The organism is Streptomyces sp. NPDC054849, from assembly GCF_053610945.1.
The window spans coordinates 10182-36854 of record NZ_JBSGZI010000061.1; the positions used below are offsets into that span (position 1 = coordinate 10182).

The window sequence follows — 26673 nt, forward strand, 5'->3', positions numbered from 1 at the left end:
GTGGGCTGGGGGCCGGCCAGGTCGGGGAGCCAGGTGAACCTGGTGCGGATTGGGTCAACTTTCTTATCTGGAAGGTGCGTTGAGTCTTGAGGACGGAATCGACCGCTGGTCTCGTGCTGCTCTCTCCCGCACGCCTGGCAGGCGTGCGCCGACGAGCCGGTGACTACTCCGACAGGACCATCGCCGAAGCGTGCGCCATCGGGCTGTCGTTCTGGGCGACGGGCCGCAGCCCCGAGGGTATGGAGCTCACCCCCGCCACCCCGTTCGCCGACCTCCTCGGATGGGCTGACAACGGCGGCTCCGGACCAGCCGGTTGGGAGACCGGCGCCGACGGCCGGAGCATCGCCGTCCCGGAAGGCGTCGCACCGGCCGCCGCGCAGCTCGCGCTGGACGACCTCGCCGACTTCCCGGACCGGCCCGTCGGCACCATCGGCCCGTCCGGCGTGCCGGCGAGGATCGAGCTCCTGGCCGAGTGGAACGACACCCGGGCGGACCGGGTCCGCCCGACCATCGTGGAGATGTTCCGCGAGCACGCACGGACCAGGCCGGAAGCGGTCGCCGTCGTCGACGAGCACCGGACGCTGACCTACCGTCAGGTCGCCGAGCGGTCGAGCCAGCTCGCCCACCACCTGATCGAACGCGGCCTCGGCCCCGAACAGGTCGTCGGCATCTCACTGGGCCGCTCCGCCGACATGGTGGTCGGACTGCTCGGCGTCCTCCAGGCGGGGGCCGCGTTCGTGCCGCTCGACCCGCAGTGGCCGGCCGCGCGCCGAGCCGTCGTCGTCGCCGACGCCGGCGTCGTACTGCAGCTCAACGACTCGGGCCAGCACGACCCGGGCGAACCGGAAGCCGTGGCCGTCGACCTCGGCGCCTGGCGCTTCGGTTCCCACCCCCGCGAGGGGACCGGGATCACCGTCCCCGGCGACGCCCTCGCCTACGTGATCTTCACCTCCGGCTCGACCGGCCGGCCCAAGGGCGCGATGATCCGACACGAAGCGATCAGCGAGCGCCTGCTGTGGCAGGTCGACGAGATCCTGCACTTCGGCCACGACGACGCCTCGCTCTTCAAGGCCCCGCTCTCCTTCGACATCTCCATCAACGAGATCTTCCTGCCGCTGGTGTCCGGCGGCAGGCTGGTGGTCCTGCGGCCCGGCGGCGAACGCGACCCGCACCACCTGCTGAGCGTGATCGCCGAGCAGCGCGTCACCTTCACGTACCTGGTGTCGTCCATGCTGGACGTGCTGCTGGAGATCGCGGGCGACTCCGGACGGCTGGACAGCCTGCGGCACGTCTGGTGCGGCGGAGAGGTGCTCACCCCGGAGCTGTACGAGAGGTTCCGCACCCGGCTCGACATACCCATGTACCACGGCTACGGCCCTGCGGAGACGACGATCGGCGTTTCGCACGTCATCTACCGCGGCGCGGCGGAACGCCTGTCCACGTCGATCGGCAGGGCCAACCCCAACACCCAGCTGTACGTGCTGGACGCCGAGCTGCGCCCGGTCCCCGTCGGCGTCGGCGGCGAGCTGTACGTGGGAGGCTTCCTCCTGGGGCGCGGATACGTGGGCGCGCCCGGCCTGACGGCCTCCCGGTTCGTCGCGAACCCCTTCGCCGCGGACGGGTCCCGGCTGTACCGGACCGGTGACCTCGCGCGGTTCGCCCCGGACGGATCGCTGGACTTCCTCGGCCGCGCCGACAACCAGATCAAGATCCGCGGCATGCGGCTGGAGATCGAGGACGTCGAGGCCGGCCTCGCGGAGCACCCCGGGGTACGCCACAGCTGCGTCGTCGCGAAGAAGAACACGGCGGGCGGCACCTACCTGGTGGGCTACGTGATCCCCGCCGCCGGGAGTGAGGACCTGCGGACGGACGAGGTCAAGTCGTGGGCCGCCGGGCACATGGTGGAGTACATGGTGCCCGCCCACATCGTCGTGATGAAGGAGTTCCCGCTCACCGCGAACGGCAAGCTCGACCGTGGCGCGCTGCCGGAGCCCGCGGTCACGACGGGCGCGTCCGTCCCGCCCGCCACGGAGAACGAGCGCCTGGTGTGTACGGCGGTCGCGGCGCTGCTGCGGCTGGACGAGGTCGGCGTCGACCAGGACTTCTTCCAGCTCGGCGGGGACAGCATCCTGGCGATATCCCTGCTGAGCGCGCTGCGTGCCGTAGGGCTGCACGTCACCGCGCGGCAGATCTTCACCCACAGCGTCGTCGGCGCGCTGGCGGCCGTCGCCGGCCGCGAGGGCGCCGCCTTCGTGGACCACGGTGACGTCCCGACCGGTTCCGTCGTGGGATCACCCATCGTGCAGTGGCTCGGCGAGACCACGGACGCGATCGACGGCTTCGTGCAGTCGGTGGTGCTGAACACCCCGGAAAACCTGACCGCAGACGCCCTGGGGGAGATCCTCTCCGCCGTGGTCGCACGGCACGACATGCTGCGCGCCAGGCTGGTGCGCGGCGACCGCTGGAGCTTCGAGATCCCGGAGGCGGACCGGGCCTTCGACGGATGGCAGGAGAGCGACCGGCCGCTCGACGAGTGCGTCGTGCTCGCCACGTGCGCGCTGGACCCGGCGGGCGGCGCGATGCTGCGCGCCGTCTGGCGCCGTGACGATCGGCAGCTGGTCGTGGTCGTCCACCACGTGGTGATCGACGGCGTGTCCTGGCGGATCCTGATGGAGGACTTCGCCACGGCGTGGGAGAGTATCGCCTCGGGCACGCCGGTCGAACTGCCGCCGGTGGGCACGTCGTTCCGGCGCTGGACGCAGCTGCTGGAGCGTGCGCCGTTCGACGCGGACCGCGCCCACTTCCAGCGCCCCCTGCCGGGGCCGGACGCACCCGTGGGCAGGCGGGGCCTGTCCGAAGCCGACACCGTCGCACGGGAGCGGACGACGGCCGTCTCGGTCGGCCCCGACGTCACGGCCGCGCTGCTGGGCGAGATTCCCGCGAAGTTCCACGCGGGCGTGAACGACGTGCTGCTGACCGCGCTCGCCGTCACCCTCGCCCGGTGGCGCCGCGACCTCGGGCAGGACCAGACCTTCGCGCACATCGAACTGGAGGGCCACGGCCGCGAGGGACGGTTCGTGGCGCAGGCCGCGGGCTTCGAGCCGGACCTGTCACGGACCGTGGGCTGGTTCACCACCCTGTTCCCGGTGACCGTGGACCCCGGTGCCGCCGAGGACCTCACCGCTCCCGCGTACCTGGCCGCCGCCCTCAAGGCGGTCAAGGAGGACCTCGCCCGGGTGCCCTCCAACGGTCTCTCCTACGGCGCCCTGCGCTACCTGAACGAGACCGGGACCGACGCGCCCGCCCCCCAGGTGCTCTTCAACTATCTGGGCCGCTTCGACGCGGGAGCTTCGGGCGACTGGGAACTCGCCGGAGCCACCGGTCAGTTGGGAGAGAAGCGCGACCCGCGGATGCGGCTCCCGCGCGCCCTGGAGTTCAATGCGATCGCCGAACCCGCCTCGACGGGCCAGTACGAGCTGGTCACCACCATCTCCTGGCCGGACGGGATGCTCACCGACGAGGATGTCGCCACCATCGGCGCGTACTTCCGGGAGGCCCTGACCGGGCTCGCCGCACTCGACGGGGGCGGTCACTCTCCCAGCGACTTCGGCCTGGTGGCGCTCACCCAGGCGGACGTCGACGAGCTGGACGGACCGGCCCTGCGGGACGTCCTGCCGCTGACCCCGCTGCAGGAGGGTCTGTACTTCCACTCGGTCTTCGACGACGACTCCGCCGGCCACTACGTCGAGCAGCAACTGCTGACGCTGGACGGAGAGGTGGACGCCGACCGGCTCGCCGCGGCGGCCACCCGGCTGTTCACGCTGTTCCCCAACCTGGCCGCGCGCTTCACCGCCCTCTCCGACGGCCGCGTGGTCTCCGTACTGGAAAGCGGCGTGGAGGCGTCGTTCATCACCCTGGACCGCCCCGGCATCACCGACGACGAGATCCGCGACCACGCCGAGCGGGACCGTCGCGCGGGCTTCGACCTGGCCACAGGCCCGCTGATGCGGTTCACCCTCATCCGTGCGGGCTCCGGCCGCAGCGTCCTCGTGCAGACCGTGCACCACGTCATCGCCGACGGCTGGTCGGTGCCGCCGATGCTCCGTGCGCTGCTGACCGAATACCACGCGCCGGGCACCGTCCATGCGCGCGGCGGCTTCACCGACTACGTGCGCTGGCTCGCCGAGCGCGACGACGACGAGAGCGACCGGGTGTGGCGCGAACAGCTCGCCGGCCTGCCCGGGGCCTCGCTGGTCGCCGAGGGGCACACGCCCTCCGACCGGTTCGCCGACACATCCGTGGAGGCCGGGGACGACATCGACGAGGCCGCCCGGTCGGCCGGTGTGCCGCTGAGCGCGGCCGTGCACAGCGCCTGGGCGGTGGCGCTGGGCGAGGTCATGCACAGCAGGGACGTCGTGTTCGGTTCCACGGTGTCCGGGCGCGACGCGGACGTCCCCGGCATCGAGGACATGGTGGGTCTGTTCATCAACACGATCCCCGTGCGCGCCGGATGGGCGGCGACCACCAGCGCGCGCGACCTGCTCGCCTCGGTGCGGGAGCACCAGAGCGCGGTGCTGGCGCACCAGCACGTCTCGCTGGCACGCATCAGCCGCCAGGCCGGCGCCGGCCCGCTGTTCGACACTCTGGTGGTGTTCGACGTGGCGACCGATGTGGAAGGCCTGCGCGGGCCCGACGACGCGCTGGTCATCACCGACATCGTGAACGAGGGCGCCCCGCACTATCCGCTGACGCTCGTGGTCGAGCGCGCCTCCGACGGCCGTCCCCGCTTCAACCTGATCTACGACGGCGCGCTGCTGCGGGAGGCGAGCGCCCGAGCGCTCCTGGAGACGTTCACCCGGACCCTCACCGGCCTGCTCACCCGCCCGGACGCCCTGGTCGACGACCTGGCGGCCGGGGGCGCCCGGCGTCCCGCACCGATCACCCCGACGACCCTGGGCGCACTGTTCGACGCCGCCGCGCACCGTGACCCGGCCGCCACGGCCGTCACCCGGTGCGCCCTCGACGGCGGTACCCGGTCGTTGACCTACGGCGAACTGGCGGACGCGAAGAACGAGCTGGCCCGGGCCCTGCGCGCGGCAGGTGTCGGGCCGGGCGAACGGGTCGCCGTGGCCGTGCCGCGCTCCCTCGAACAGGTCGTCGCCCTGGTCGCCATCGTCACCGCGGGCGGCGCGTACGTGCCGTTGGACCTCGCGTACCCGGACGAACGGCTGGAGTACGTACTCGCCGACGCCGCTCCGCAGGTCGTGCTCGTGGACCGCGAACAGCGTGACCGCTTCACGGAGCTGCTGGCCCGGGCGGGCGTGCCGGCCCGCGTGCTCGTGCAGGGGGAACAGCCGCCGCACGACGCCAGGGACGCCCGGGACGCCACCGGCCCCCGGGACGCCGCCGGGCCCGAGGCCGCCTGGCACGACCCCGCGTACGTCATCTACACGTCCGGCTCGACCGGTCGGCCGAAGGGCGTCGTCGTCCCGCACTCCAGCGTGGTGACGCTGCTGGCGAACACCCGGCCCGCCATGGACTTCGGCCCGCACGACGTGTGGGTCCAGTTCCACTCCTACTCCTTCGACTTCGCGGTCTGGGAGCTGTGGGGCGCACTGGCGCACGGCGCCGAACTGCTGGTACCGGAGTACGGGCTGACCCGCTCCCCGGTCGACTTCCACCGGCTGGTGCGCGAGCGCGGAGTGACCGTGCTCAACCAGACCCCCTCGGCGTTCTACCAGTTCATCGAGGCCGACCGGCACTCCGGCGAGCCGCTCCCCGCCCTGCGCCGGATCATCTTCGGAGGCGAGGCGCTGGACCTCGGGCGGCTGCGCGGCTGGGTCGACCGGCACGGAACCGCCTCACCCGAGCTGGTCAACATGTACGGCATCACCGAGACCACCGTCCACGTCACCCACCGGGTGCTGACGGACGAGGACTTCGGCTCCGGCGACGGCGTCAGCCCGATCGGCGCTCCGATTCCCGGACTGGTCACCTACCTGCTCGACGACCGGATGCGACCGGTGCCGCCGGGCCGCGTGGGCGCCATCTACGTCGCCGGCGACCAGGTGTCGCTCGGCTACCTGGGCCGGCCGGGACTCACCGCCGGCCGGTTCGTCGCGGACCCCTTCGCGGGCGGCGGCTCCCGGATGTACCACACGGGTGACCTCGCCCGCCGCACGCTCGACGGCGAGCTGGAGTTCGCCGGCCGCGCCGACGACCAGGTACAGCTCAAGGGCTTCCGCATCGAACTCGGCGAGGTGGAGTCCGCGATCAGGGAACTCGACGGCGTGGTCGACGTGGCCGTCACCGTCGCGGACACCGGCGACCACCTGGTCGCGCACGTCGTGGGCGGGGTGCCCGGCGACCTCGCCGGCCTCCTGTCCGCGAAGCTGCCCGTGCACATGGTGCCCGGGCGGGTGCTGCCGATCGACGCGCTGCCGCTCACGGTCAACGGCAAACTGGACCGCAGGGCCCTGACCGAGCGGGTCGCACGGCAGGACATGCCGGTGGCCGCGAGCGGCTCCGCGCTCGCCGCACTGGTCGGCGTCTTCACCGAGACGCTGCCGGGCACCGCCGTGGACGGTGACAGCGACTTCTTCCGGGCGGGGGGCGACAGCATCCTCGCCATCACCGTGGTCAACCGGGCCAGGGCGCTCGGCCTCGCGATCGCTCCGCGGGACGTCTTCCTGCTCAGGACCCCGCGCGCGCTCGCCGAGCACCTGGCGACGAGCACCCCGCAGATCGCGGGGCCCGCACCGGCCCTCCGCGAGGACGGCCCGCTGACTCCGACCCCGATCATCCTGCGCCAGCGGGAACTGGGCGGCTCCCTCGTCCGGTTCGCCCAGGCCCGGACGCTGGTGGCGGATGAGGGCACCGGCTTCGCCGACGTCGAGCGCGCCGCGAACGCCCTCGTGGCCGCGCACCCGGCCCTGCGGCTGCGGCTGCGCGTCGAGCACGGGGTGTGGGCGCTGCGGACCGAACCCGCCCGCGAGGTCACCGTCGTCCGGACGGACGCGACCGGCACGGCGACGGGTGCGGCGACCGACGCGACGACCGCGGCGAACGAGGCCGCCGGACGGCTCGACCCGGAGGCCGGGGACGTCATCGCGTTCACCTGGCTGGAGGCGAGCCGGACCCTGGTGGTCACCGTCCACCACCTCGCCGTCGACGCGGTCTCCTGGCTGGTCCTGCTGGACGACCTGGCCGCAGCCCTGCGCGGGACGCCCCTGGCGCCGCCGACCACGTCCTACGCCGAGTACGCTCAGGCCCTGGCAGACCGGGCCACCCACGTGATCGACGACCTCGGGGACTGGGTCACCACGCTCCAGGCGCCCCCTCTGCTGCCCACCGTCGAGGGCCTGCGCGAGACCACCGTCGTGCTCGCGCCCGACGTGAGCGACCGCGTGACGCGTACCGCGCCCCCCGCACTCGGCGTCGGGCTCACCGAGCTGCTGTGCGGAGCGCTGCGCGCCGCGCTGACCCGGGTGCAGTCCGCGCCCACCGACCTCGCGATCGATCTGGAGCGGCACGGCCGGGTCCCGGCGCTGCCCCACCACGACTACACCCGTACGGTCGGCTGGTTCACCTCCATCGCGCCCGTGCGGCTCACGGCGCACACCGATCCCGTCGCGGCGGCGCGCGAGGTCGCCGCACGCCAGCCGGACGAGGGCGCGCACGTGGCCTACGGCCAGCTCAGGTACCTCAACCCGCAGACGGCCCCGCTGCTGAGCGCCCGCCCGCAGGTGCTGTTCAACTACCTCGGCCGGGGCGGCGAGTCACAGGCGCCGCAGCTCACCGCAGGCGACCAGGGCAGCCCCTACGCCGTCGAGGTCAACGCGTGGACCGACGCGGCAACAGGAAGCCTGCACGCGGCCTTCACACTCGCCGAGGGCATCCCCGACGAGATCACCGAGTACTGGCGGACCGCACTGGAACGAATCGCGGACGCCTCCACGACGGCCGAGCGCACGGCGCCGGTCACCCCCCTCCAGCGGGGCCTGTTCTTCCAGGCCCAACTGGCCGGCCCGGCCGGACAGTACGTCGCGCAGAGCTGGTTCACCTTCGACCGGCGCCTGGACGCCGACGCGCTGGCCGAGGCCATGGCGTGGGTGATCGCGCGGCACCCGGTCGTGGGCGCCGGCTTCACCACCGACGACGACGGGAACGCGGTGCAGGTCCTCGCGGCCGGCCGGCGGGTCGGCGTCCGCACGCTCACCCTCGCGACGGACGCCGAGGTCGACGCCCTGCTCGCCCGGGACCGCGACACATGCTTCGACCCGGGTGAGCCGCCGCTGATCCGCCTGACCGTGGTCCGTCTGCCCGACGACCGCGACGGCCTGCTGCTGAGCTACCACCTGCTGCTGTGGGACGGCTGGTCCCGCGAGATCGTGCTGCGGGACCTGTTCGACGCCTACGAGGCCGCCGTCGCGGGTGAGCTGTCGGCCCCGGCGCCGGCCACGCCGGGCTTCGAGGACTACGCCCGGGCGCTCACCGCCAAGGACCCCGCCGTATCGGAACGCTTCTGGGCGGAGCACCTGACCGGGCTGACCGGCCCGACGCTGCTCGCCGGGGCCGCGCCGGCCCTGGTGGAGGGTCTGCCGCCCACGCTCCTGCACACGCTCTCCGCCGAACAGTCCCAGCTGCTGCGGGAAGCGGCCCGGGCGCACGGCGTCACGCTCAACTCGGTGCTCACCGGCGCGTTCGGCCTCCTGCTGGGCGCGCGTACGGGCCGCGGCGACGCCGTGTTCGGCGTGACCGTCTCCGGCCGCGAGGGCGAGGGCCTGTCCGACATCGTCGGCGTCCTGCTCAACACCGTGCCCCAGTGGACGCGGGCACGTCCCGGTGACACGGTCCGCGAGTACCTCTCGGCCGTGCAGACGGCCAGGGTCGCGGCGATGGAGCACGAGCACCTCGGGCTCGGCGAGATCCAGCGGGCCAGTGGACACGACACGCTGTTCGACAACCTGTTCGTGCTCCAGAACTTCCTGGACATGGACGCCTTCGCCGAGATGAACGCCCGGCACGGCATCACCGCGGTGCGGGCCGACGACTCCACGCACTACCCCTTCACCTGGGTCGTCACGCCCGGCGACCGGCTCACGGTCAAGCTGGAGTACCGCGACCACGACACCCCGGCCGCCCGGCGGCTCCTCGACGACTACCTGCGTGTGCTCGACGACCTGGCCCGGTCGACCGGGCCGGTGGGCGCGCTGCGCGGCCTGGGGCCGGAGCCCGCGCCCGCGGAGCGCACCGACGTCGGAACGGACACCGTGGTCGACCGGTTCGACCAGGCGGCGGACCGTGATCCGCAGCGCGTCGCGCTCGTCGCCCACGGCTCGACCATGACCTTCGCCGAACTGCGGGACCGCAGCCGTGCGGTGGCGGGCGTCCTCGCCCGGCGCGGCATCGGACCCGAGAAGACGGTGGGCCTCGCCGTTCCGCGCTCCCTCGACTCGATCGTCGCGCTGTTCGCCGTGCTGCGCACGGGCGCCGCGTACGTGCCGCTGGAGCTGGACCACCCGGACGAGCGGATCGCCGCGATCGTCGCGGACGCCCGCCCCGAGGTGATCCTCACCGTGAGTGCGGTGTCGCCCCGGCTGACCGGCGACCTGATCGAACTGGACCGGCCCCTTCCCGAGGCCGAGCCGTTCACGACGTTCGCGCCGGACGACCCGCACCGCCTGCGCCACCCCGCGTACACGATCTACACCTCCGGATCGACCGGTCGGCCGAAGGGCGTGGTGACCGAGTACGCGGGCCTGACCAACATGCTGATCAACCACCAGCGGCGGATCTTCGAGCCGGTGCTGGCGGAGCACGACCACCGCGTCTTCCGTATCGCGCACACCGTGTCGTTCGCGTTCGACATGTCGTGGGAGGAACTGCTCTGGCTCGCCGACGGCCACGAGGTGCACATCTGCGACGAGGAACTGCGCCGTGACGCCCCCCGCCTGGTCGAGTACTGCCTGGAGCACGGGATCGACGTCGTCAACGTGACCCCGACCTACGCACAGCAGCTGGTGGCCGAGGGCCTGCTCGACAACCCGGCACGACGGCCGGCGCTGGTGCTGCTGGGCGGCGAGGCCGTCACCCCGACGCTGTGGCAGCGGCTCACCGAGACCAAGGGCACGGTCGGCTACAACCTGTACGGACCCACCGAGTACACCATCAACACCCTCGGTGTCGGCACTTTCGAATGCCAGGACCCGGTGGTGGGCGTGGCCATCGACAACACCGACGTGTACGTGCTGGACCCCTGGCTGCGGCCCCTGCCCGACGACGTCCCCGGGGAGCTGTACGTGGCGGGCATCGGCATCGCCCGAGGCTACCTCGGGCAGCCCGCCCAGACCGCGGACCGGTTCGTGGCCTGCCCGTTCGGAGCGCCCGGCGAGCGCATGTACCGCACCGGCGACCTGGTCGTCAGGCGGCCCGACGGGAACCTGATGTACCTGGGCCGCACCGACCAGCAGGTCAAGATCCGGGGACACCGGGTCGAACTGGGCGAAGTGGAGGCGGCGTTCGCCGCGCACCCGGCGGTGCGGTTCGTCGCCGCGGTCGCCCAGCCCGACCCGCAGGTCGACGGCGCGTACCGGCTGGCCGCCTACCTCGTGCTCGGCGACGGCGACCTGGCGGCGGTCGCCGCCGAGGTCGGCGCCGGGTTGCCGGACTTCCTGCGCCCGACGCACTACGCCCAGGTCGACGGCATCCCGCTGACGGTGAACGGGAAGGCCGACACCAAGGCGTTGCCCGAGGCCAAGCCGCTCGGCGCGCTGACGACGGCGGGGGAGCGCGGCCCGGAGACCGAGACCGAGACCGTGGTCTGCGAGTGCTTCGCCGAGGCACTGGACCTGGACGACGACGAGGTGAGCGCGGTGAGCGACTTCGTGTCCCTCGGAGGGCACTCCATGCTGGCGGTGCGGCTGATCGGGCTGGTCCGCCGGGAGTACGGTCCTGTGATCACCATCCGTGATCTGTTCACCCTGCGAACCCCGGAAGCGATTGCCCGCCACCTCGATGAAAACTCCTGACACGCAGCGGCCCCGCCCGGGGTCCGACATCCTCCGCAGTGCACTGCGCCGCAACGTCGGCGCCATGACCGGGGGCACCGTTCTCATGGGCCTGTACCAGGCCGGTGAGACCGCCTTCCCCATCGCGCTCGGCCTGATCGTCGAGCACACGATGCAGGACCGCAGCCTCGGCGCGCTCGCCCTGTCGATCGCCGTGCTGGCCGCGATCATCACGACCGTGTCGCTGTCGTGGCGGTTCGGGATGCGCATCCTGCAGAAGGCCAACACGACCGAGGCGCACCGCTGGCGGGTGCGGGTCGCGGACTGCGGACTCCAGCCGGTGGCCAGGGACGTCGACCTCAAGTCCGGCGAGGTGCTGACCATCGCCACCGAGGACGCCGACCAGACGGCCGACATCATCGAGGTGGTGCCGCTGCTGATCAGTTCACTGGTCGCGGTGCTGGTCGCGGCGGTCGCGCTGGGACTGGCCGACATGCGGCTCGGCCTGCTGGTGATCGTGGGCACCGTCGCGATCCTGTCGATCCTGAGCGTGATGTCCAGGAAGATCGGCTCCAGTACCCGTGAACAGCAGGCCCGGGTGGCGCGGGCGGGCGCGAAGGTGGCCGACCTGATCACCGGCCTGCGCCCGCTGCACGGATTCGGCGGCAACCACGCGGCGTTCCGGTCCTACCGGAAGGTCAGCACGGAGGCGAAGCACCAGGCGGTCACCGTGGCCATGGTGAACGGCGCCTACACGGGCACGGCCAACCTCCTCAACGCCTCCCTCGCCGTCAGCGTGACCCTGACGGCGGGCTGGCTGGCCTTCGACGGCCTGATCACCATCGGGGAACTCGTCATGGCCGTGGGGCTGGCGCAGTTCATCATGGAGCCGCTCAAGATGTTCTCGGACATGCCGAAGTACGTGATGATGGCGCGGGCGTCGGCCGAGCGGATGGCGCTGGTACTGGTCGCGCCGCCGGTCACGACGCCGGGCCCGGAGCGCCCGGCCGCCGGCGGAACCCTCGAGATCGACTGCGTCCGGTACGGAACCCTGCGCGCGCTGAAGTTCCAGGTTCCCGCAGGCGAGTTCGTGGCGATCGCCGTCTACCAGCCGCGCGCGGCGGCCGACCTGGCCTCGATCCTGGCGGTGACGGTCCCGCCCGGCGCGTACGAGGGGGTCGTGCGGGTCAGCGGGGAGGAGCTCGCCGGCCTGTCGATCGAGGCGGTCCGCGAGCACATGCTGGTGAACCCGTATGACGGGGAGATCTTCGCCGGCACCCTCCGGACGAACATCGATCCGTCGGGCACCAGCCGGATGGTCGCCGAGGCGGTCGAGGCGTCCATGCTGACCGACGTCGTCGCCCTCCACCGGGAAGGACTCGACTACGGGGTGCGCGACCGGGGGGCGAACCTCTCCGGCGGCCAGCGCCAACGGCTCTCCCTGGCCCGCGCCCTCGCCGCCGACGCCGACATCCTCGTCCTGCACGATCCGACCACGGCCGTCGACGCGGTCACCGAACAGCTCATCGCGCGCAACATCGCGGAGCTGCGCCGGGGCCGCACCACGGTCGTCATCACCAGCAGCCCGGCCCTCCTGGACGCCGCCGACCGGGTGCTCGTTCTGGACGAAGGCGTCATCACGGCCGAGGACACCCATCGCAACCTGCTGGCCACCGACCAGGACTACTGCCTGGCCGTGGCCCGGTGACCGCCCGGACGGGACCGGGCCGGCCCCGGGATACGGACCGGCCCCGGGATACGGGCCGACTCCGGGATACCGGCCGGTTCCGGGATACGGGCCCGACCCGAGGGCCGGGCCCGATCCGAAGGAGACGGACTACATGAGCGCCCAGGCGACGTCCCTGAGCAGGGCGTGCCGCCAGCCCGCCCGGTCGTGGCCCGATGCCGACCGCGAGACCCGCACGGTCGCACCGGCCTGTGCGGTCAGGGTCTCGGTCAGCTCGCAGTGGGGCAGCATCCGCGTCTCGTGCTCCCCGACGTCGAAGGCGACCCGAAGACCGGACAGATCGGGGTGCTCACGAAGGCGCGCGGCGATGGCACCGCCGACCGGGCCGCCCAAGGGGTCCGCCGGCTCCGCGGCGCCGGGTGTCCACCAGAACGACGCCGACTGGCAGGCGACGCGGGACACGAGGTCCGGGAACTCCAGCGCCGCGTACATCGCGCTCAGCCCGCCGAGGCTCTGCCCGGCGACCACGAGACGGTCCCGGTCCGCGGGTACGCCGCTGTCCGCGACCAAGGGCAGCAGCTCGTCCCGGACCGCCTCCCACAGTTCGGGCCTGCACCCGAACTCGGCCTCCCGGTCCCGGGTCGGCAGGAAGACGAGGGTGACCGGCGGCATCTCGCCACGGGCCACGGCCGAGTCGAACGCGGTCATGGCCGGGTGCAGGTACAGCCAGTCGTCCCCGTCGAGCAGGAGGACCACGGGTCCGCCTCCGCCCGCAGCGTGGACCCGTACGGTCCGCCGCCCGCCGAGGCGTCCGCCGGCCCAGCGGAGCCGGGTGCGCGGGACGGGCAGGATGTCGGCGGCGCCGACGGCGGGCCAGTGCGGCTGAGCCGGGGCGTCCGGGGTGGCGGCGATGGACCGGTCACCGCCTGCACCGACCGGGTTGAACGGATCGGCGTACGCCGTGTCGCCCGCGAGGAACTGATAGGTCACCCGAAGCCGGGCGGGCATGCGGACCTCGGCGTACCAGCAGTCGGTGTCGCCCCACCGGCGCAGCGGCACCGGCTCCGACCAGCTCTCGAAGTCGATCCTCGCGGGGGAGTCGCGCCACAGGAACAGGGTCACCCAACCGCCGCCGTCGGCAGCCACCGACGCTGGTGTCCCCGCAGCCGCCCAGAACGCGTCGGTACCGGGCGGGGCGGACAGTCCGTACGCGGCGAAGGCGGGTTCCGTGCCGGCGCCGCGGCCGGAGACGGGATCGGTCAGACGCATACAGATCTCCTTGTGAGCAGCAAGGGGAAAGACTAAGCTCGTCGCAATTAGGCGAGCCTAACCTAAGCATGACGTTCTCGGGGAGGAACGAACGTGAGCACCAACCCATTTGACGATGCCGAAGGCCGCTTCCTGGTCCTGGTGAACCACGAGGGCCAGCATTCGCTCTGGCCGTCCTTCGCCGAGGTGCCCGGTGGCTGGACGGTGGTCTTCGACGAGAACACCCGGGAGGCCTGCCTGGACTTCGTGGAGACCAACTGGACGGATCTGCGCCCCCGTTCCCTGGCCGGGTCGATGGAGGCCTGACCCGTCGCAGCCGATCCCGGTACGGCGCCGACCGCGCCGGCCGGCCTTCACCGGGGGACACCGCCGATGCTCTGCACCAGACTGACCAACGCCCGCTTCCTCACCATGGACCCGGATCACCCGGTCGCCCACGAGCTGGGCATCTGGCGGGGCCGCATCGTGGGCCTGGACGCGGCTGTGGCCTCACTGCCCGCACGTGAGGTGATCGACCTTCAGGGCGCCACCGTGCTGCCCGGGTTCATCGACGCGCACGTGCACCTGCCCTGGACCGGCCTCAAGCAGAACACCGCGAGCATCGCGGGCTGCACGCGGGTCGACGAAGTGCTCGCGGTCGTGGCACGGGCCGTCGCCCGGAAGAACGCGCCCGGATCCTGGGTCAGTATCGTGGGCTACGACCAGCGGGCCCTCGGGCGCCATCTGACCGCCGCCGAACTGGACACGGTGAGCCGGGGGCACAAGCTGTACGTCCTGCACGACTCCGGGCACGGCTGCGTCGTCAACACGGCCGTCCTCGACATGCTCGCCGCAGACGTCCCGCACGAGAACGGCTTCCTCGCCGAGGGGGCGATGGGCGCCGCCCGGGCGCTGCGACTGCCCTATTCGCAGGAGGAGTTGGCGGAGGCGATCGGCCGCGCCGCCCGGACCTGCCTGGCCGAAGGCGTCACCGCCTGCGCCGAGGCGGGCATCGGCGGCACCCTCTTCGGTCACAGCCCTGTCGAGCTGGGGGCCTATCAACTCGCCCGGGAGAAGGGGCTGCTGCCCCTGCGGGTGCAGCTCATGGTCTCCGCCGACCGGCTGCGTTCGGTCGCCGCGCACGAAGCCGACGGCATCCCCAAGGCCCTCGACCTCGGCCTGCGCAGCGGATTCGGAGACGACTGGCTCTCCGTGGGCGCGCTGAAGGTCTTCACCGACGGCGGCATGATGGCCCGTACCGCAGCGCTCAGCGCCCCGTATGAAGGACTGCACCACGCCGGCCAGTTGCAGGACGACCCCGAGGCGATCAGGCAGTCGATCGTGGACGGCCACCTCGCCGGCTGGCAGCTCGCCGTACACGCCATCGGCGACCGCGCGGCCGATGTGGCACTGGACGCCCTGGAACGGGCCCAGCGCCTGCGACCCCGTCCCCGCGCCCGGCACCGCATCGAACACGCCGGCCTGATCCGGCCGGACCAGCTCCCGCGCTTCGCGCAGCTGGGCGTCAGCGCGGTCGTCCAGCCCAACTTCCTGCGCTACTTCGGCGACGACTACGCGACGATCATGGGCGAGGAGCGGGCGCCGTGGCTGTACCGGGGCAGGGGTTTCCTCGACCACGGCGTCACCCTGGTCGGCAGCTCCGACCGGCCGGTGACGGACGGCTCCCCGCTGCGTGCCGTCCAGTTCATGGCCGAGCGGGCCTCCGCGTCGGGCCGGCTGATCGGCCCGGACGAGCGCATCAGCGTCGACGAGGCCCTGCACGCCTACACCGTCGCCGGCGCGTACGCCTGCCACTGGGAGGACGGCGCGGGCAGCCTCACCCCGGGCAAACGCGCCGACCTGGTCGTGCTCGGCGACGACCCGCGGCGCGTCGAGGTCTCCCGGATCGGTGACATCGGGGTGGTGGAGACGTACGTCGACGGCCGCGAGACCGGCAAGCCGGCGGTGTGAACGGGCCGACGGGAGTGCCCGGTCAGACGGACGTGAAGACGTCCTCGTGCGCACCGTCGAGGACGAACCCGTTGTCGAGGCGGACGCGGACCGTGGTGCGGAGCCTGTCCTCCTGGTAGGCGGTCCACGCGGGTTCCAGGGCGGCGACCTTCTCTTCGAGCTGGTTGCGGCTCTCCGGGGGCATCTGGTGGCCGAAGGCGTCGAGGAGCCCCTTGAGCCGCTCGTACTCGCGCACCTCCTCGCTCTGCTGCCGGTCGTGCTCGTGCACCCGCTCGACGGTGCCCTCGGTGCCCGACGCCAGATACAGGATCCCGGCGCCGGCATCCGCCGACGTCGCGGAATCCTCCGCCGGGACCACCGAACCGGTCAGTCTGAGGTCCACCGCCAGCATCACCCTCTGGCCTTCTTCGAGCGTCATCGATCCTTCATCCCTGCGGTCGGCCGTTCGGTGCACGCGGTTCGCCTGCCCGGTTCGTGACCGTACACGGATGCGGGCCGGTCACCGCGTCCCGGTGGCATCGACCGGTGCGCCAGTCGGCGACGGCCGGCGGGTCCGTCTCGGCGAGGAGACGAGGGCGTCCGGGCCCATGGCCACCGTCCCGTCCTGCGTCTCCACCGCGCAAGAGCCCGGGTGGATCTGCCCGCGGCAGTGAGCACATGGGAGCGGAGGGGTGTACTCCTGTGCGCCCCCATGTGCTCCTTCGACGGCTCCGGCCGCTCCGCGTACGGTTCGGGGCCATGAGCGGATACGCGACGGAACCAGCCACGCCGACGGAAATCAGCACTCAGGTCCTCCCGCCCTCCGATCAGTGGTCCACGACGCCCGTGGTACCGGCACCGGTCTGCCGCTTCGAGAACTTCCTGGGCGCCGAACGCGCCGACACCCTGCTGAAGTACGCGATCTCCCAGGAGGCCGACTTTTACGCGGGTACGGTTCTGGACCCCCTGTCGGGCCAGGTCTCCCACAAGGGCCGCAGCTCCCTCGTCCTCCCCGTGACGAGCTCCGTGTTCAGCGCCCACCTCGCCGACTGCCTGCCGCTCGTCCAGGAGATCCTCGGCCACCAGGCGGCCCTCACACAGACGCTGACCGTCCTGACATCGCACGGTGAGGGGGGCCACTACGGCATCCACACCGACGCCTCACGGGTCCGCGACGTCGGCACGGCCCTGTCGGCGGTGTACTACCTCCACCGCCGGCCCCGTGGCTTCGAAGGCGGCCAACTCCGGCTGTACGACACCCTGCTGGGCGGCAGTGGGGCCCAGCCGGCGGACTCCTATCGCACCATCGAACCCGAGCACGACACCATCGTGTTCTTCCCGGCCGGCGCCTTCCACGAGGTCGTCCCGTCCACCTGCCCCAGCGGGCACTTCGCCGACCACCGGTTCACCCTCACGACGTGGATCAGCACCAGCGAGTCCGGAACGCCGGTGCCGGACGGCCCGTCCCGGATCTGGCACTGGCTGGCCCGCGCGGCCGAACGCACGCGCCCGCTCACCGACGTCACGCACGACCACGACGGCGCCAGCCCCATCGCCCTTCCCCCATCCGACCCCGCCACCCGACTCACCCTCCCGGCACCCCGTACCACCATGTGACTCGCGGTCCCCGGAGTCCGAGGAGAAGAAGCCGTCCATCCGGCGGCGTCACCCTCGCCGCCGTCCACCAGGCGGACTCCTGAGCCCGGCCCTGCCCACGGGTCAGGCGGGAGAGGTGCCGAACGGGTTGTCGACGACGTAGCGCCACAGGCCGTCCGGACCGCGGCGGGCGACGTCCGTGGCGGTGCCGGCCAGACGGACGGCCGCGCCGTCGGGGCCGGTGCCCTCGATGCTCCAGTCGACGATCAGCAGCGCGATGTCGCCCGCCGTGTACGCACCAATCGGAAAGCCACGCAGGCCCGTAGGACGCCGAGCTGGTTCGGGACGCCGGCGGGCGTACCCGGCGCCCGGAGCGGACTGCCCGGTGGAACGGGCGCTCGCGGCGGTGTCAGGGCGCTGGACCATGCTCGTCCTGCGCGAACTGATGGGCGGACCCCTGTCGTTCGGGGCGCTGGCGGCGCGGCTTCCCGACATCAGCCCCAAGGTGCTGACCGAGCGGCTGCGGACGCTGGAGGAGCGGGGCCTCGCGGTACGGGAACGGCTGACCGGCTTTCCCGTGCGCACCCGCTACGGTCTGACCGCATCCGGCGCGGCCCTGCGGCCCCTGCTGGTCGAGCTGTACCGGACCGGGGTGGAGCTGGCGCAGGCAGGGGCGGGGGAGGAGAAGGACGCGTTCTAGACGGGTTCCGGGGCGAAGGGGTGCATGGCGTCCGCCCCGGGCCGTACGACGCCGTAGCAGCTCTCGGGTACCTCGTTCCAGACCCCGGGCAGATCGCCGAGGGGTTCGGAGACGATGAGGCGCGTCTCCTCGGAGACGTCCTGAAGGAACGCCACATCCGGGTGCAGCCTGCGCAGGGTGTCGACCCGGCTGCTGTAGAACAGCGACCGGGAGGCACCCTGGCTGGAGTAGCGGAAGGCCCACACGCTCTCGCCGTCGGTCACGGCCACCGTCATCTGGATCGGGAACTCGACGCCGTGCTCCCGGCCGACGCGTTCGACCAGCCCCACCATCCGGGCGACGGCGCCCGGCGGGTCCTGCTCCAGGCCGAAGGTGACCGCGAGGTAGAACATGACCTCGGAGTCGGTGGTGCCCTCGATGTCGGAGAACAGTGCCGGGTCGATGACCAGGGCGAGGTCCCGGCGCATGCGGTGGAAGCCGGCGATGGAGCCGTTGTGCATCCACATCCAGCGACCGTGCCGGAACGGGTGGCAGTTCGTCTGCTGCACCGCCGTGCCCGTCGACGCCCGGATGTGGGCGAAGAACAACGGCGAGGTCACATGGTCCGCGAGCTCCCGCAGGTTGCGGTTGTTCCAGGCAGGGCCGACGTCCTTGAGGAGCGCCGGGGTGGCGGTGGTGTCGTGGGTGTACCACCCGACCCCGAACCCGTCGCCGTTCGTCGTCTCCACGCCCAGTTTGGAGTGCAGGCTCTGGTCGATCAGCGAGTGGGCCGGTTTGTACAGGATGGTGTCGAGCAGCACGGGCGATCCCGAATACGCGAGCCATCGGCACATGACCGGTCACCTGAGTTCTTCCGCGGACGCTGGTGTTCGCCGCTCGGTCCAGCCGCGCGGAACGGCAGGACCGACCGGTCCCCGCGGCCGTCGGCCGGGGGTCTTTTCAGCAGTCTCATTCTCACGTCCCCCGCTGCTGATCGCCATGCGGGCTCCGGCGGGGGCCGGGCGGCGTACCGTCCACGATCCGCCGCCGCGGTCGGGACCTTCCGTGCGGCGGGGGTCGGGCGAGAGCAGTACGGGCCCCTCGGAATCCCGCTGTGACACCTGCCGGGCAGAGTGGCGGACAGCCGCCGCGCACGGCGCGCCACCGCTCTCCGCCCATGCGGCGGGCCCCGGCCTCAGTAGCGCAGGGCGGTGCCTACCTGTGCGGACACCGTGCCGGACAGTTTGTGCGTACTGCGGGCCGTGCCCTCGCCCGTGCCCTTCCCGGCCACGTTCGAGACCGTCGTCACCACGGTGTCGACCAGGGTCCCGCTCTCGTCCCTGAACTCGACCTGCACCGCGAAGGACTTCACCGCGTCGTCGGTGTTGCGCACCGTCACGGGGACGGTCGTATAGCCGTCCGGGTCGGTCGCCACCGCACCCAGGGACGCCTGGTCCTTGGCGTCGACCCCGTTCTTGACCTCGGCGAGCTTGTCCTTCGCCACGGCCGCGGCGGACTCGGCGGCCTTCGCGGCCTCGGCGGCGGCCGACGAGACGGCCTCGCCCGCCGACTTCACCGCGGACGCCGCGCTCGACACGGCGCCGGACGGGGTGCCCTCGCCGTTCGAGCAGCCGGCCGCGCCGAGCGCCACCACCGACAGCACCACACCTGCCACACCACGCGTCCACGCGATCGCCGCCACCACGCCTCCAAGCGTCCGAGTGCTCCGGACTCCCCAGTCAACGGCCCCTCGGCCCCGATGCCCACTGGACCGGGCATCCGGGTGAGGCGCGCGGTGACGCGCCTCACCGGTCGTGAAGGACAGGCAGGGCGGGGTGGAGAGGATCCGATCAGGCATCCGATCAGGCATCCGGGCGGGTATCCGGTCAGGTCCGGCCTGCGCGGAGCCGGCCGCCGCGGGAGGGGGTCCGAGGGGTGCGCGGTGCGTACCGGGAGACCGCGACCCCGGCGAGGCAGAGCACTCCGCCGAGCAGCGTCAGCCACGCGGGCACCTCGCCCAGCAGGGCCCAGCTCAGGAGGACGACGATGGCCGGTACGGCATAGGTCGTCGCGCCCAGCCTGCCGGCGGGCATGCGCGCCAGGGCGTAGGTCCACGTGGTGAAGGCGAGGGCGGTCGGCACCACGCCCAGGTAGACCATGTTCAGAGTCGCCGAGAGGGGTGCCTTCGGCAGTTCCGAGAGCAGCTGCCCCGCGAAGGGCAGGCAGACCACGGTCCCCGTCAGGCAGCTGTAGGCGGTGATCTGCAGGGGTGTTCCGTAGGAGAGCGCGGGCTTCTGCGCGATGACGCCGGTCGCGTAGGCCACCGCCGCGAGCAGGCAGAGTACGACTCCGAGCACCGAGGTGGAGCCGCCGCCACCGGACGACATGGACAGGCCCACGACCACCGCTCCGACGAAGGAGACGGCCATGCCCGCCAACAGCCGCGGCGGCAGCGCCTCTCCGAGGAGGCGGGCCGCGAGGAGGGCCATGAGGATCGGCCCGGTGTTCACCAGCAGGGACGCCGTGCCCGCATCGACCAGGCGCTCACCCCAGTTCAGGGCGACCGTGTAGCCGCAGAACCACACCACGCCCGACACCAGGATTCCGCGCCAGGCCTCGCGGGGCGGCAGGCCCTGGCGGCGGACCAGGAGCAGGATCCCGAGCACCAGTGAGGCGGCCAGCAGTCTGCCGAGGGCCAGGGCCCCGGGTGAGTAGGCGGCGCCCGCACTGCGGATGGAGACGAAGGCGGAGGCCCACGCGAAGACCGTGAAGGAAACGGCGCCGACCGTGAGCATATGGGGCGGGATCAGACCCTTGCGGAACGTCATGCGCTCCACCCTACGACACAACGCTTCGGTGTTCACCGAAGTATTTTCGCGGAACCTGGACGCGCGTACCCGCCTCGGGGGCGGGCTCAGCTCCATGCGTCCGGAGCGATCCCCAGCAGGTCTGCGAAGGCCCGCTCCCCGGCCGCGGTCACCTCCAGCCCCCGCCCGCCGGCTGCCGGGCGTGCCACCCATTCCTCCTGCAGCGCCCGCGCGCACAGCCGGGCCCCGGCGACGCCGCCCAGGTGGCGGCGCCGCTCGGTCCAGTCCAGGCAGGAACTCGCCAGGGGTCTGCGTCCCTCGTGGGCGAGATCCACGCCGGCCCCCGCGTACCAGGTCCGGCCCTCCTCCGTCAGCTCGAAGACGCCTTCCGTGCGCAGCAGCCCGCGCCGTTCCATCGCGTCGGTCACCGCCATGCCGAACCGGCCCGCGAAGTGGTCGTAACAGGTCCGTGCGCGGGCCAGCGGGTCCGGTGCGGCGATCACGGGTACCGTGTGCGCCGCGTCCCGGTCCGGCACCGCGTACGAGGCGAGCTGGTCGAGGAGGCGAGCGGTCGCGGCGTCGGCGATGCGCACATAGCTGTGGCGGCCCTGCCGCTCGGTCACGCAGATGCCCGCGCCGAGCAGCCGTGACAGATGGCCGCTGACGGTGGACGGCGCCACCGCGGTGATCCGGGCCAGCTCGCCCGCGGTCCAGGCGCGGCCTTCCAGCAGCGTCATACAGATGGCGGCCCGCGTTTCGTCGGCCAAGGCCGCGGCGAACGCGGCAAGGCGGGCCGCGGGTGCGGGTTCCTCCGCAGGTGCCCCGGAATGCAACTCGTTCATGGTCCCAGGATGCCCCAATGTTTCGGCGAGTACCGAATGATTGCGCCGGGAAAGTCGGACTCGCGGTTCCCGACCCCGCTCAAGGCGGCGCCGTACGGGGTGGCGGTCCCCGAGGGCGCCGCATGCGCCCCCAGTCGATCCCGCGGGCTCCAGTGCGACCCATGCCTACGGGGGACATCGGTCGCGCCGGGTGGACGGGGCGTCAACCACGGTGAACGACGCGGGCGGCGCGGGTGGCGCCCTTCGTGGCGTTCCCATAGCAGGGCGAACCCACCCGTGGGAGCGTTTTGCCAAGATCCACTGAGCGTGCTGTCTTGATCACCGTCAGTTGTCCCCGGCTGCGCGGAAGGATCCACATGCGCACGGTTCGAGAAGCGGTCCTGGACGTCTTGCGGGCACGCGGCATGACCACGGTGTTCGGCAATCCGGGCTCGACCGAACTGCCCATGCTCAAGCAGTTCCCCGAGGACTTCCGGTACGTACTGGGCCTCCAGGAAGCCGTCGTCGTCGGCATGGCCGACGGCTTCGCCCTCGCCTCCGGCACCACCGCCCTGGTCAACCTGCACACCGGCCCCGGCACCGGAAACGCCATGGGCGCCATCCTCAACGCCCGCGCCAACCGCACCCCCATGGTGGTCACGGCAGGCCAGCAGGTCCGCGCCATGCTCACCATGGAGGCGCTGCTCTCCAACCCCCAGGCCACACTCCTCCCGCAGCCCGCCGTCAAATGGGCGTACGAGCCCCCGCGCCCCGCGGACGTGGCCCCCGCGCTCGCCCGCGCCGTCCAGCTCGCCGAAACCCCGCCCCACGGCCCGGTCTTCGTCTCCCTCCCCATGGACGACTTCGACGCCGAGCTCACCGAGGAGGAGGACCGCGGCGCCCGGACCGCCGCCGCCCGCCGCGTTACCCACGTCACCGGCCCGGCCCCGGACACCCTCCAGGACCTCGCCGACCGCATCGCGGGAGCGCGCTCCGCCGTGCTCGTCGTCGGCGACGACGTGGACGCGTCCGGTGCCTGGGACGCGGTGGTCGCGCTCGCCGAGCGCACCGGGCTGCCCGTCTGGGCGGCCCCCGTCTCCGCCCGGGTGGCCTTCCCCCGCAACCACCCGCAGTTCCGCGGGGAACTCGTCCCGGCCATCGGCCCGCTCACCCGGCAGCTGACCGGCCACGACCTGGTCGTGGTCATCGGCGCGCCCGTCTTCCGCTACTACCCCTACATTCCGGGCTCCCACCTGCCGGACGGCGCCGAGCTGATCCTGCTGACCCGCGATGCGGAGGAGGCCGCCAGGGCCCCCGTCGGCGACGCGGTCGTCGCCGATCTCGCGCTTACCGCCCGCGCCCTCGCGGACCGGTTCGCCGACCCGCTCCCGGCCGGCGGCCCCGCGGCCCGGCCCGAGGAGCGGGTACAGGTCACCGACGGGCCCGAGGGAGTGCTGACCCCCCTCGCCGCCATGACGGCCATCGCCCAGGGCGCTCCCGCACACACCCTCTGGGTCAACGAATCGCCGTCCAACGTCCCGCAGTTCCACGAGGCCACCCGGATCAGCACCCCCGGCTCGTACCTCTTCTCCGCGGGCGGCGGCCTCGGCTTCGGTGCGGCCGCCGCCGTCGGCGCCCAGCTCGGCGCCCCCGACCGGCCCGTCGTCGCGGTCATCGGCGACGGCTCCATCCACTACGCCGTCCAGGCCCTGTGGACCGCCGCCACCTACAAGATCCCCGTCACCTTCGTCGTCCTCAGCAACGCCCGCTACGCGATCCTCCAGTGGTTCGCGCAGATCGAGCACGCCCAAGGCGCCCCCGGGCTCGACATCCCGGGGCTCGACATCACCTCGATCGCCACCGGCTACGGCGTCCGCGCCCACACGGCCTACGGAGCCGGGGAGCTCACCAAGCTCGTACGGGACGCCGCGGCCCAGCAGGACGGCCCGGTGCTCATCGACGTACCGATCACCACCGAGCTCCCCTCCTTGTAAGCGCCGTGCGCGGCCGCCCCTCCACGCCGCCCCCGTTTCGCGGCCCCTCCACACCCCCCACCACCGCCACCACCTCCAGAAGGCCCGGTATGCCCACCGACCCCACCGTCTCCCCCCACACCACCGGCGTCACCGTGCTCCTCGACCGACTCGGCGCCCGGCTCCCCGCCGACGCCCTGCGCACCGACGCCGACGCACTCGCCGCCCACACCCGCGACGCGGCACCCTTCTCGCAAGCGGGCACCCCCGCCGTCGTCACACTCCCGCACACCGCCGAGCAGGTCGCGCACATCCTGCGCACCGCGTACGAACTCGGCGTCCCCGTCGTCCCGCAGGGCGCCCGCACAGGACTCGCCGGCGCCGCCAACGCCATCGACGGCTGCGTCGTCCTGTCCACCGCCCGGATGGACCGGATCCTGGAAATCGACCCGGCCAACCGCCTCGTGCGCTGCGAGCCCGGCGTCATCACCAAGCATCTGAACGACGCAGTCGCCGCGCACGGCCTGACCTATCCGCCCGACCCCGCCTCCTGGGAGCGCTGCACCATCGGAGGCAACATCGCCACCGGCGCCGGCGGCATCTGCTGCGTGAAATACGGGGTCACCGCCGACTACGTGCTCGGCCTCGACCTCGTACTCCCCGACGGCCGCCGCATGCGCACCGGACGCGACACCGCCAAGGGCGTCGCGGGCTACGACCTGACACGGCTGATCGTCGGCTCCGAAGGCACCCTCGCCGTCGTCGTCGGCGCCACGCTCGCGCTCCGGCCCGCCCGCCCGGCCGCGCTCGCCCTGCTCGCCCAGTTCCCCGGCCTCACCGCAGCCGGGGACGCCGTCGCCGCCATCACCGCCGCCGGCCACATCCCGTCCGCGCTCGAACTCCTCGACCGGGCGACGTCCCAGGCCGTCGCCGACCACGGTCACGGGCTGCTGCGGCCCGGCAGCGCCGCCACCCTCATCGTCGAGAGCGACTCGGCCGACCCCGCGAGCGACCTCCACGCGATGGAACTGCTCTGCAAGGAGGCCGGAGCGGACCACGTCCACGTCGCCTCCACCCCCGAGGAGTCCCGGCAGGTCATCGAGGCCCGGCGGCTGGTCAGCCCGGCCCTCGGCGCCTTCGCCGCGACCCTCGGCGGCAAACCCACCGCCTTCATCGAGGACGTGGCCGTACCCCGCTCCGAACTGCCCAAGTTCATCGGCACGATCGAGGAGATCGCCCGCCGCAACCGGCTGCGGATCTTCACTCTCGGACACGCCGGGGACGGCAACCTCCACCCGACCGTCGTCTTCGACGAGTCGGACCCGGATGAGTTCCGCCGCGCCGAGAAGGCGTACGACGAGATCATGGCCGCCGGGCTCGCCCTCGGCGGTACCAGCACCGGCGAACACGGCATCGGCACACTCAAGCGCGACTGGCTCGCCCGCGAACTCGACCCGGCGAGCCTGGAGTTGCAGCGCGGACTCAAGCGGCTCTTCGACCCGAAGAACCTGCTCAACCCGGGAAAGGTCGTCGAGGCATGACCGAGAACGAGACCCAGGCCGCGCCCTTCCTCTCGCCCCGCATGGCCGGGCCCGTCCGTGCGGGCCGCACCGAGGCCGTGCGCTTCGCCGCCACCCATACCCTCCCGGCCTTCGTCCGGGGCTTCGTGAACGCCCGTCCCCGTGTCGTCGCCGCGTACGCGGCCCTGAACCAGCCGGCCTGGTCAGCCGCCACCCTGCGCGCGATGCGGGCCCGGCACGGCGGTGCCCCCGTGCTGGTCCGCGGGCTGTCCGGCTCGGTGCTGGTCCTGCTCGACCAGGCCGACCTGCGCCAGTTCTTCGCCGAGCCCGTACGCACCCTCGCCCTGGACGCCCCGGAAAAGAACAAGGGACTGACCGTCCTGGAGCCCACCGGAGTGATCTGCAGTCACGGCGATCTCCGCGAGGAACGGCGCAAGATCAACGACGAGGTCCTTGCACCGGATCGGCCCGTCCACCCCGACTGCGCTCACTACCAGCGCATCATCGAGGAGGAGAGCCTGGCGCTCACCGCCCGCGCGACCCTCGACTTCGCCCGGATGAAGCAGGCGATGGGCCGGATCACCCGCCGAGTGGCCCTCGGCGACCGAGCCACCGGTGACGAGGAGCTGACCGGCTGGCTGTACGAGCTGCGCAACGCGGGCAACTGGATGGGCCTGCTCAAGAGTCGGAACAAGGCCGATCGAGCGCTGTACGCGAAGGCCGCGGCCCGCGTCGGGGAGTACGCGGCCGACGCCTCCGGACACGCCCTGGCCGCCCGGGCACTGAGCCGACCTGCGGGTGCGGACACCGACCCGCTCGGTCAGGTGCACCATTGGCTGCTCGCCCTCGACGGCATCGCAAGCGTCGTCGTCCGGACCCTGCTGCTGCTCGCCGCCCACCCCGCCGAACAGGAGGCCGCCCACGCCGACATCGCCACCGGTGGACGCGAACTGCCCCGGCTGCGTGCCTGCGTACAGGAATCGTTGCGGCTCTATCCGCTGGTCCCCGACCTGGTACGCGTCACCCGCGCCGAAACCGAATGGGGCGGCGTGCGCCACCCTGCCGGGACCTCCGTCCTGGTCCCCATCGGCTTCCACCAGCGGGACACCGCCCGCGTACCGGCCGCCGACCTCTTCGTACCCGGCCGCTGGCTCGAGGCGGACGCCGACCAAGACCTCCGGATGGCTCCCTTCAGTCACGGCGGAGGGCGCTGCCCCGGCGACCAGCTCGGCCTGCTGCTGACCTCGGCCGTCTGCGCGCAGGTGCTGCGCGGCCACCGGATCATCGGGGGCCGCCCCGCCGTCGACCCGCACCGACCGCTGCCCGGAACGGTGGACACGGCCGCGATCAGGCTCCGCCTGGCCCCGCGCTGAGACCTGGAGA

At 72.5% G+C, this 26673-nt stretch carries 16 protein-coding genes; 9 read left to right on the top strand and 7 right to left on the bottom strand.

The features are described from left to right. Window positions 1-86 precede the first annotated feature (86 nt). Complete coding sequence (locus ACWGIF_RS24115) at window positions 87-11030, top strand: amino acid adenylation domain-containing protein (protein WP_453500560.1); 10944 nt, start codon at window positions 87-89, stop codon at window positions 11028-11030. Then, the gene (locus tag ACWGIF_RS24120; RefSeq protein WP_453500561.1) at window positions 11017-12717 is read left to right on the top strand and encodes an ABC transporter transmembrane domain-containing protein; all 1701 of its coding nucleotides are present in this window, start codon (window positions 11017-11019) and stop codon (window positions 12715-12717) included. The genes ACWGIF_RS24115 and ACWGIF_RS24120 overlap by 14 nt, the downstream gene beginning before the upstream one ends. Window positions 12718-12846: 129 nt before the next feature. On the opposite strand, the gene ACWGIF_RS24125 is transcribed toward ACWGIF_RS24120, so the two are convergent. Further along, complete coding sequence (locus tag ACWGIF_RS24125; RefSeq protein ID WP_453500562.1) at window positions 12847-13965, bottom strand: alpha/beta hydrolase-fold protein; 1119 nt, start codon at window positions 13963-13965, stop codon at window positions 12847-12849. Window positions 13966-14058: 93 nt separating this feature from the next. Between ACWGIF_RS24125 and ACWGIF_RS24130 the strand changes: the two genes are divergently transcribed. Then, window positions 14059-14271 carry an MbtH family protein gene (locus ACWGIF_RS24130; protein WP_453500563.1) on the top strand — a complete coding sequence of 71 codons (213 nt, stop codon included), beginning with the start codon at window positions 14059-14061 and terminating at the stop codon, window positions 14269-14271. 66 nt (window positions 14272-14337) lie between these two features. Continuing rightward, the gene (locus ACWGIF_RS24135) at window positions 14338-15915 is read left to right on the top strand and encodes an amidohydrolase (RefSeq protein WP_453500564.1); all 1578 of its coding nucleotides are present in this window, start codon (window positions 14338-14340) and stop codon (window positions 15913-15915) included. 22 nt (window positions 15916-15937) lie between these two features. On the opposite strand, the gene ACWGIF_RS24140 is transcribed toward ACWGIF_RS24135, so the two are convergent. Continuing rightward, window positions 15938-16333: a hypothetical protein gene (locus ACWGIF_RS24140; protein WP_453500565.1), complete on the bottom strand. Its 396-nt coding sequence runs from the start codon at window positions 16331-16333 to the stop codon at window positions 15938-15940. A gap of 320 nt (window positions 16334-16653) precedes the next feature. Between ACWGIF_RS24140 and ACWGIF_RS24145 the strand changes: the two genes are divergently transcribed. Further along, a complete protein-coding gene (locus ACWGIF_RS24145) occupies window positions 16654-17511 on the top strand; it encodes a 2OG-Fe(II) oxygenase (protein WP_453500566.1) in 858 nt (285 codons plus the stop codon). A gap of 102 nt (window positions 17512-17613) precedes the next feature. Here ACWGIF_RS24145 and ACWGIF_RS24150 read toward each other — a convergent pair whose 3' ends face one another. Beyond that, a complete protein-coding gene (locus ACWGIF_RS24150) occupies window positions 17614-17916 on the bottom strand; it encodes a YybH family protein (protein WP_453500567.1) in 303 nt (100 codons plus the stop codon). Here ACWGIF_RS24150 and ACWGIF_RS24155 point away from each other — a divergent pair. Continuing rightward, window positions 17915-18190, top strand: a complete 276-nt coding sequence (locus tag ACWGIF_RS24155; protein WP_453500568.1) for a winged helix-turn-helix transcriptional regulator — start codon at window positions 17915-17917, stop codon at window positions 18188-18190. The two genes, ACWGIF_RS24150 and ACWGIF_RS24155, sit on opposite strands and share 2 nt — an antisense overlap. Here the strand turns inward: ACWGIF_RS24155 and ACWGIF_RS24160 are convergent. The 4 genes from ACWGIF_RS24160 to ACWGIF_RS24175 form a co-directional block, all read right to left on the bottom strand. Next, window positions 18187-19023 (bottom strand): class II glutamine amidotransferase, encoded by an 837-nt coding sequence (locus ACWGIF_RS24160; protein ID WP_453500569.1) that lies wholly within the window; start codon window positions 19021-19023, stop codon window positions 18187-18189. The genes ACWGIF_RS24155 and ACWGIF_RS24160 overlap by 4 nt on opposite strands. 341 nt (window positions 19024-19364) lie before the next feature. Beyond that, window positions 19365-19874 carry a hypothetical protein gene (locus ACWGIF_RS24165; RefSeq protein WP_453500570.1) on the bottom strand — a complete coding sequence of 170 codons (510 nt, stop codon included), beginning with the start codon at window positions 19872-19874 and terminating at the stop codon, window positions 19365-19367. 181 nt (window positions 19875-20055) lie between these two features. After that, window positions 20056-20997, bottom strand: coding sequence for a DMT family transporter (locus tag ACWGIF_RS24170; RefSeq protein WP_453500571.1), 942 nt, complete (start codon window positions 20995-20997; stop codon window positions 20056-20058). An 86-nt stretch (window positions 20998-21083) separates the two neighbouring features. After that, window positions 21084-21818 (bottom strand): ArsR/SmtB family transcription factor, encoded by a 735-nt coding sequence (locus ACWGIF_RS24175; protein ID WP_453500572.1) that lies wholly within the window; start codon window positions 21816-21818, stop codon window positions 21084-21086. 356 nt (window positions 21819-22174) lie between these two features. Here ACWGIF_RS24175 and mdlC point away from each other — a divergent pair, with 356 nt between their 5' ends. The 3 genes from mdlC (at window position 22175) to ACWGIF_RS24190 (ending at window position 26663) form a co-directional block, all read left to right on the top strand. Continuing rightward, a complete protein-coding gene (gene mdlC, locus ACWGIF_RS24180; RefSeq protein WP_453500573.1) occupies window positions 22175-23791 on the top strand; it encodes a benzoylformate decarboxylase in 1617 nt (538 codons plus the stop codon). Window positions 23792-23880: 89 nt separating this feature from the next. Continuing rightward, window positions 23881-25311, top strand: coding sequence for an FAD-binding oxidoreductase (locus tag ACWGIF_RS24185; RefSeq protein ID WP_453500574.1), 1431 nt, complete (start codon window positions 23881-23883; stop codon window positions 25309-25311). Next, window positions 25308-26663 carry a cytochrome P450 gene (locus tag ACWGIF_RS24190; protein ID WP_453500575.1) on the top strand — a complete coding sequence of 452 codons (1356 nt, stop codon included), beginning with the start codon at window positions 25308-25310 and terminating at the stop codon, window positions 26661-26663. The genes ACWGIF_RS24185 and ACWGIF_RS24190 overlap by 4 nt, the downstream gene beginning before the upstream one ends. Window positions 26664-26673 lie beyond the last annotated feature (10 nt).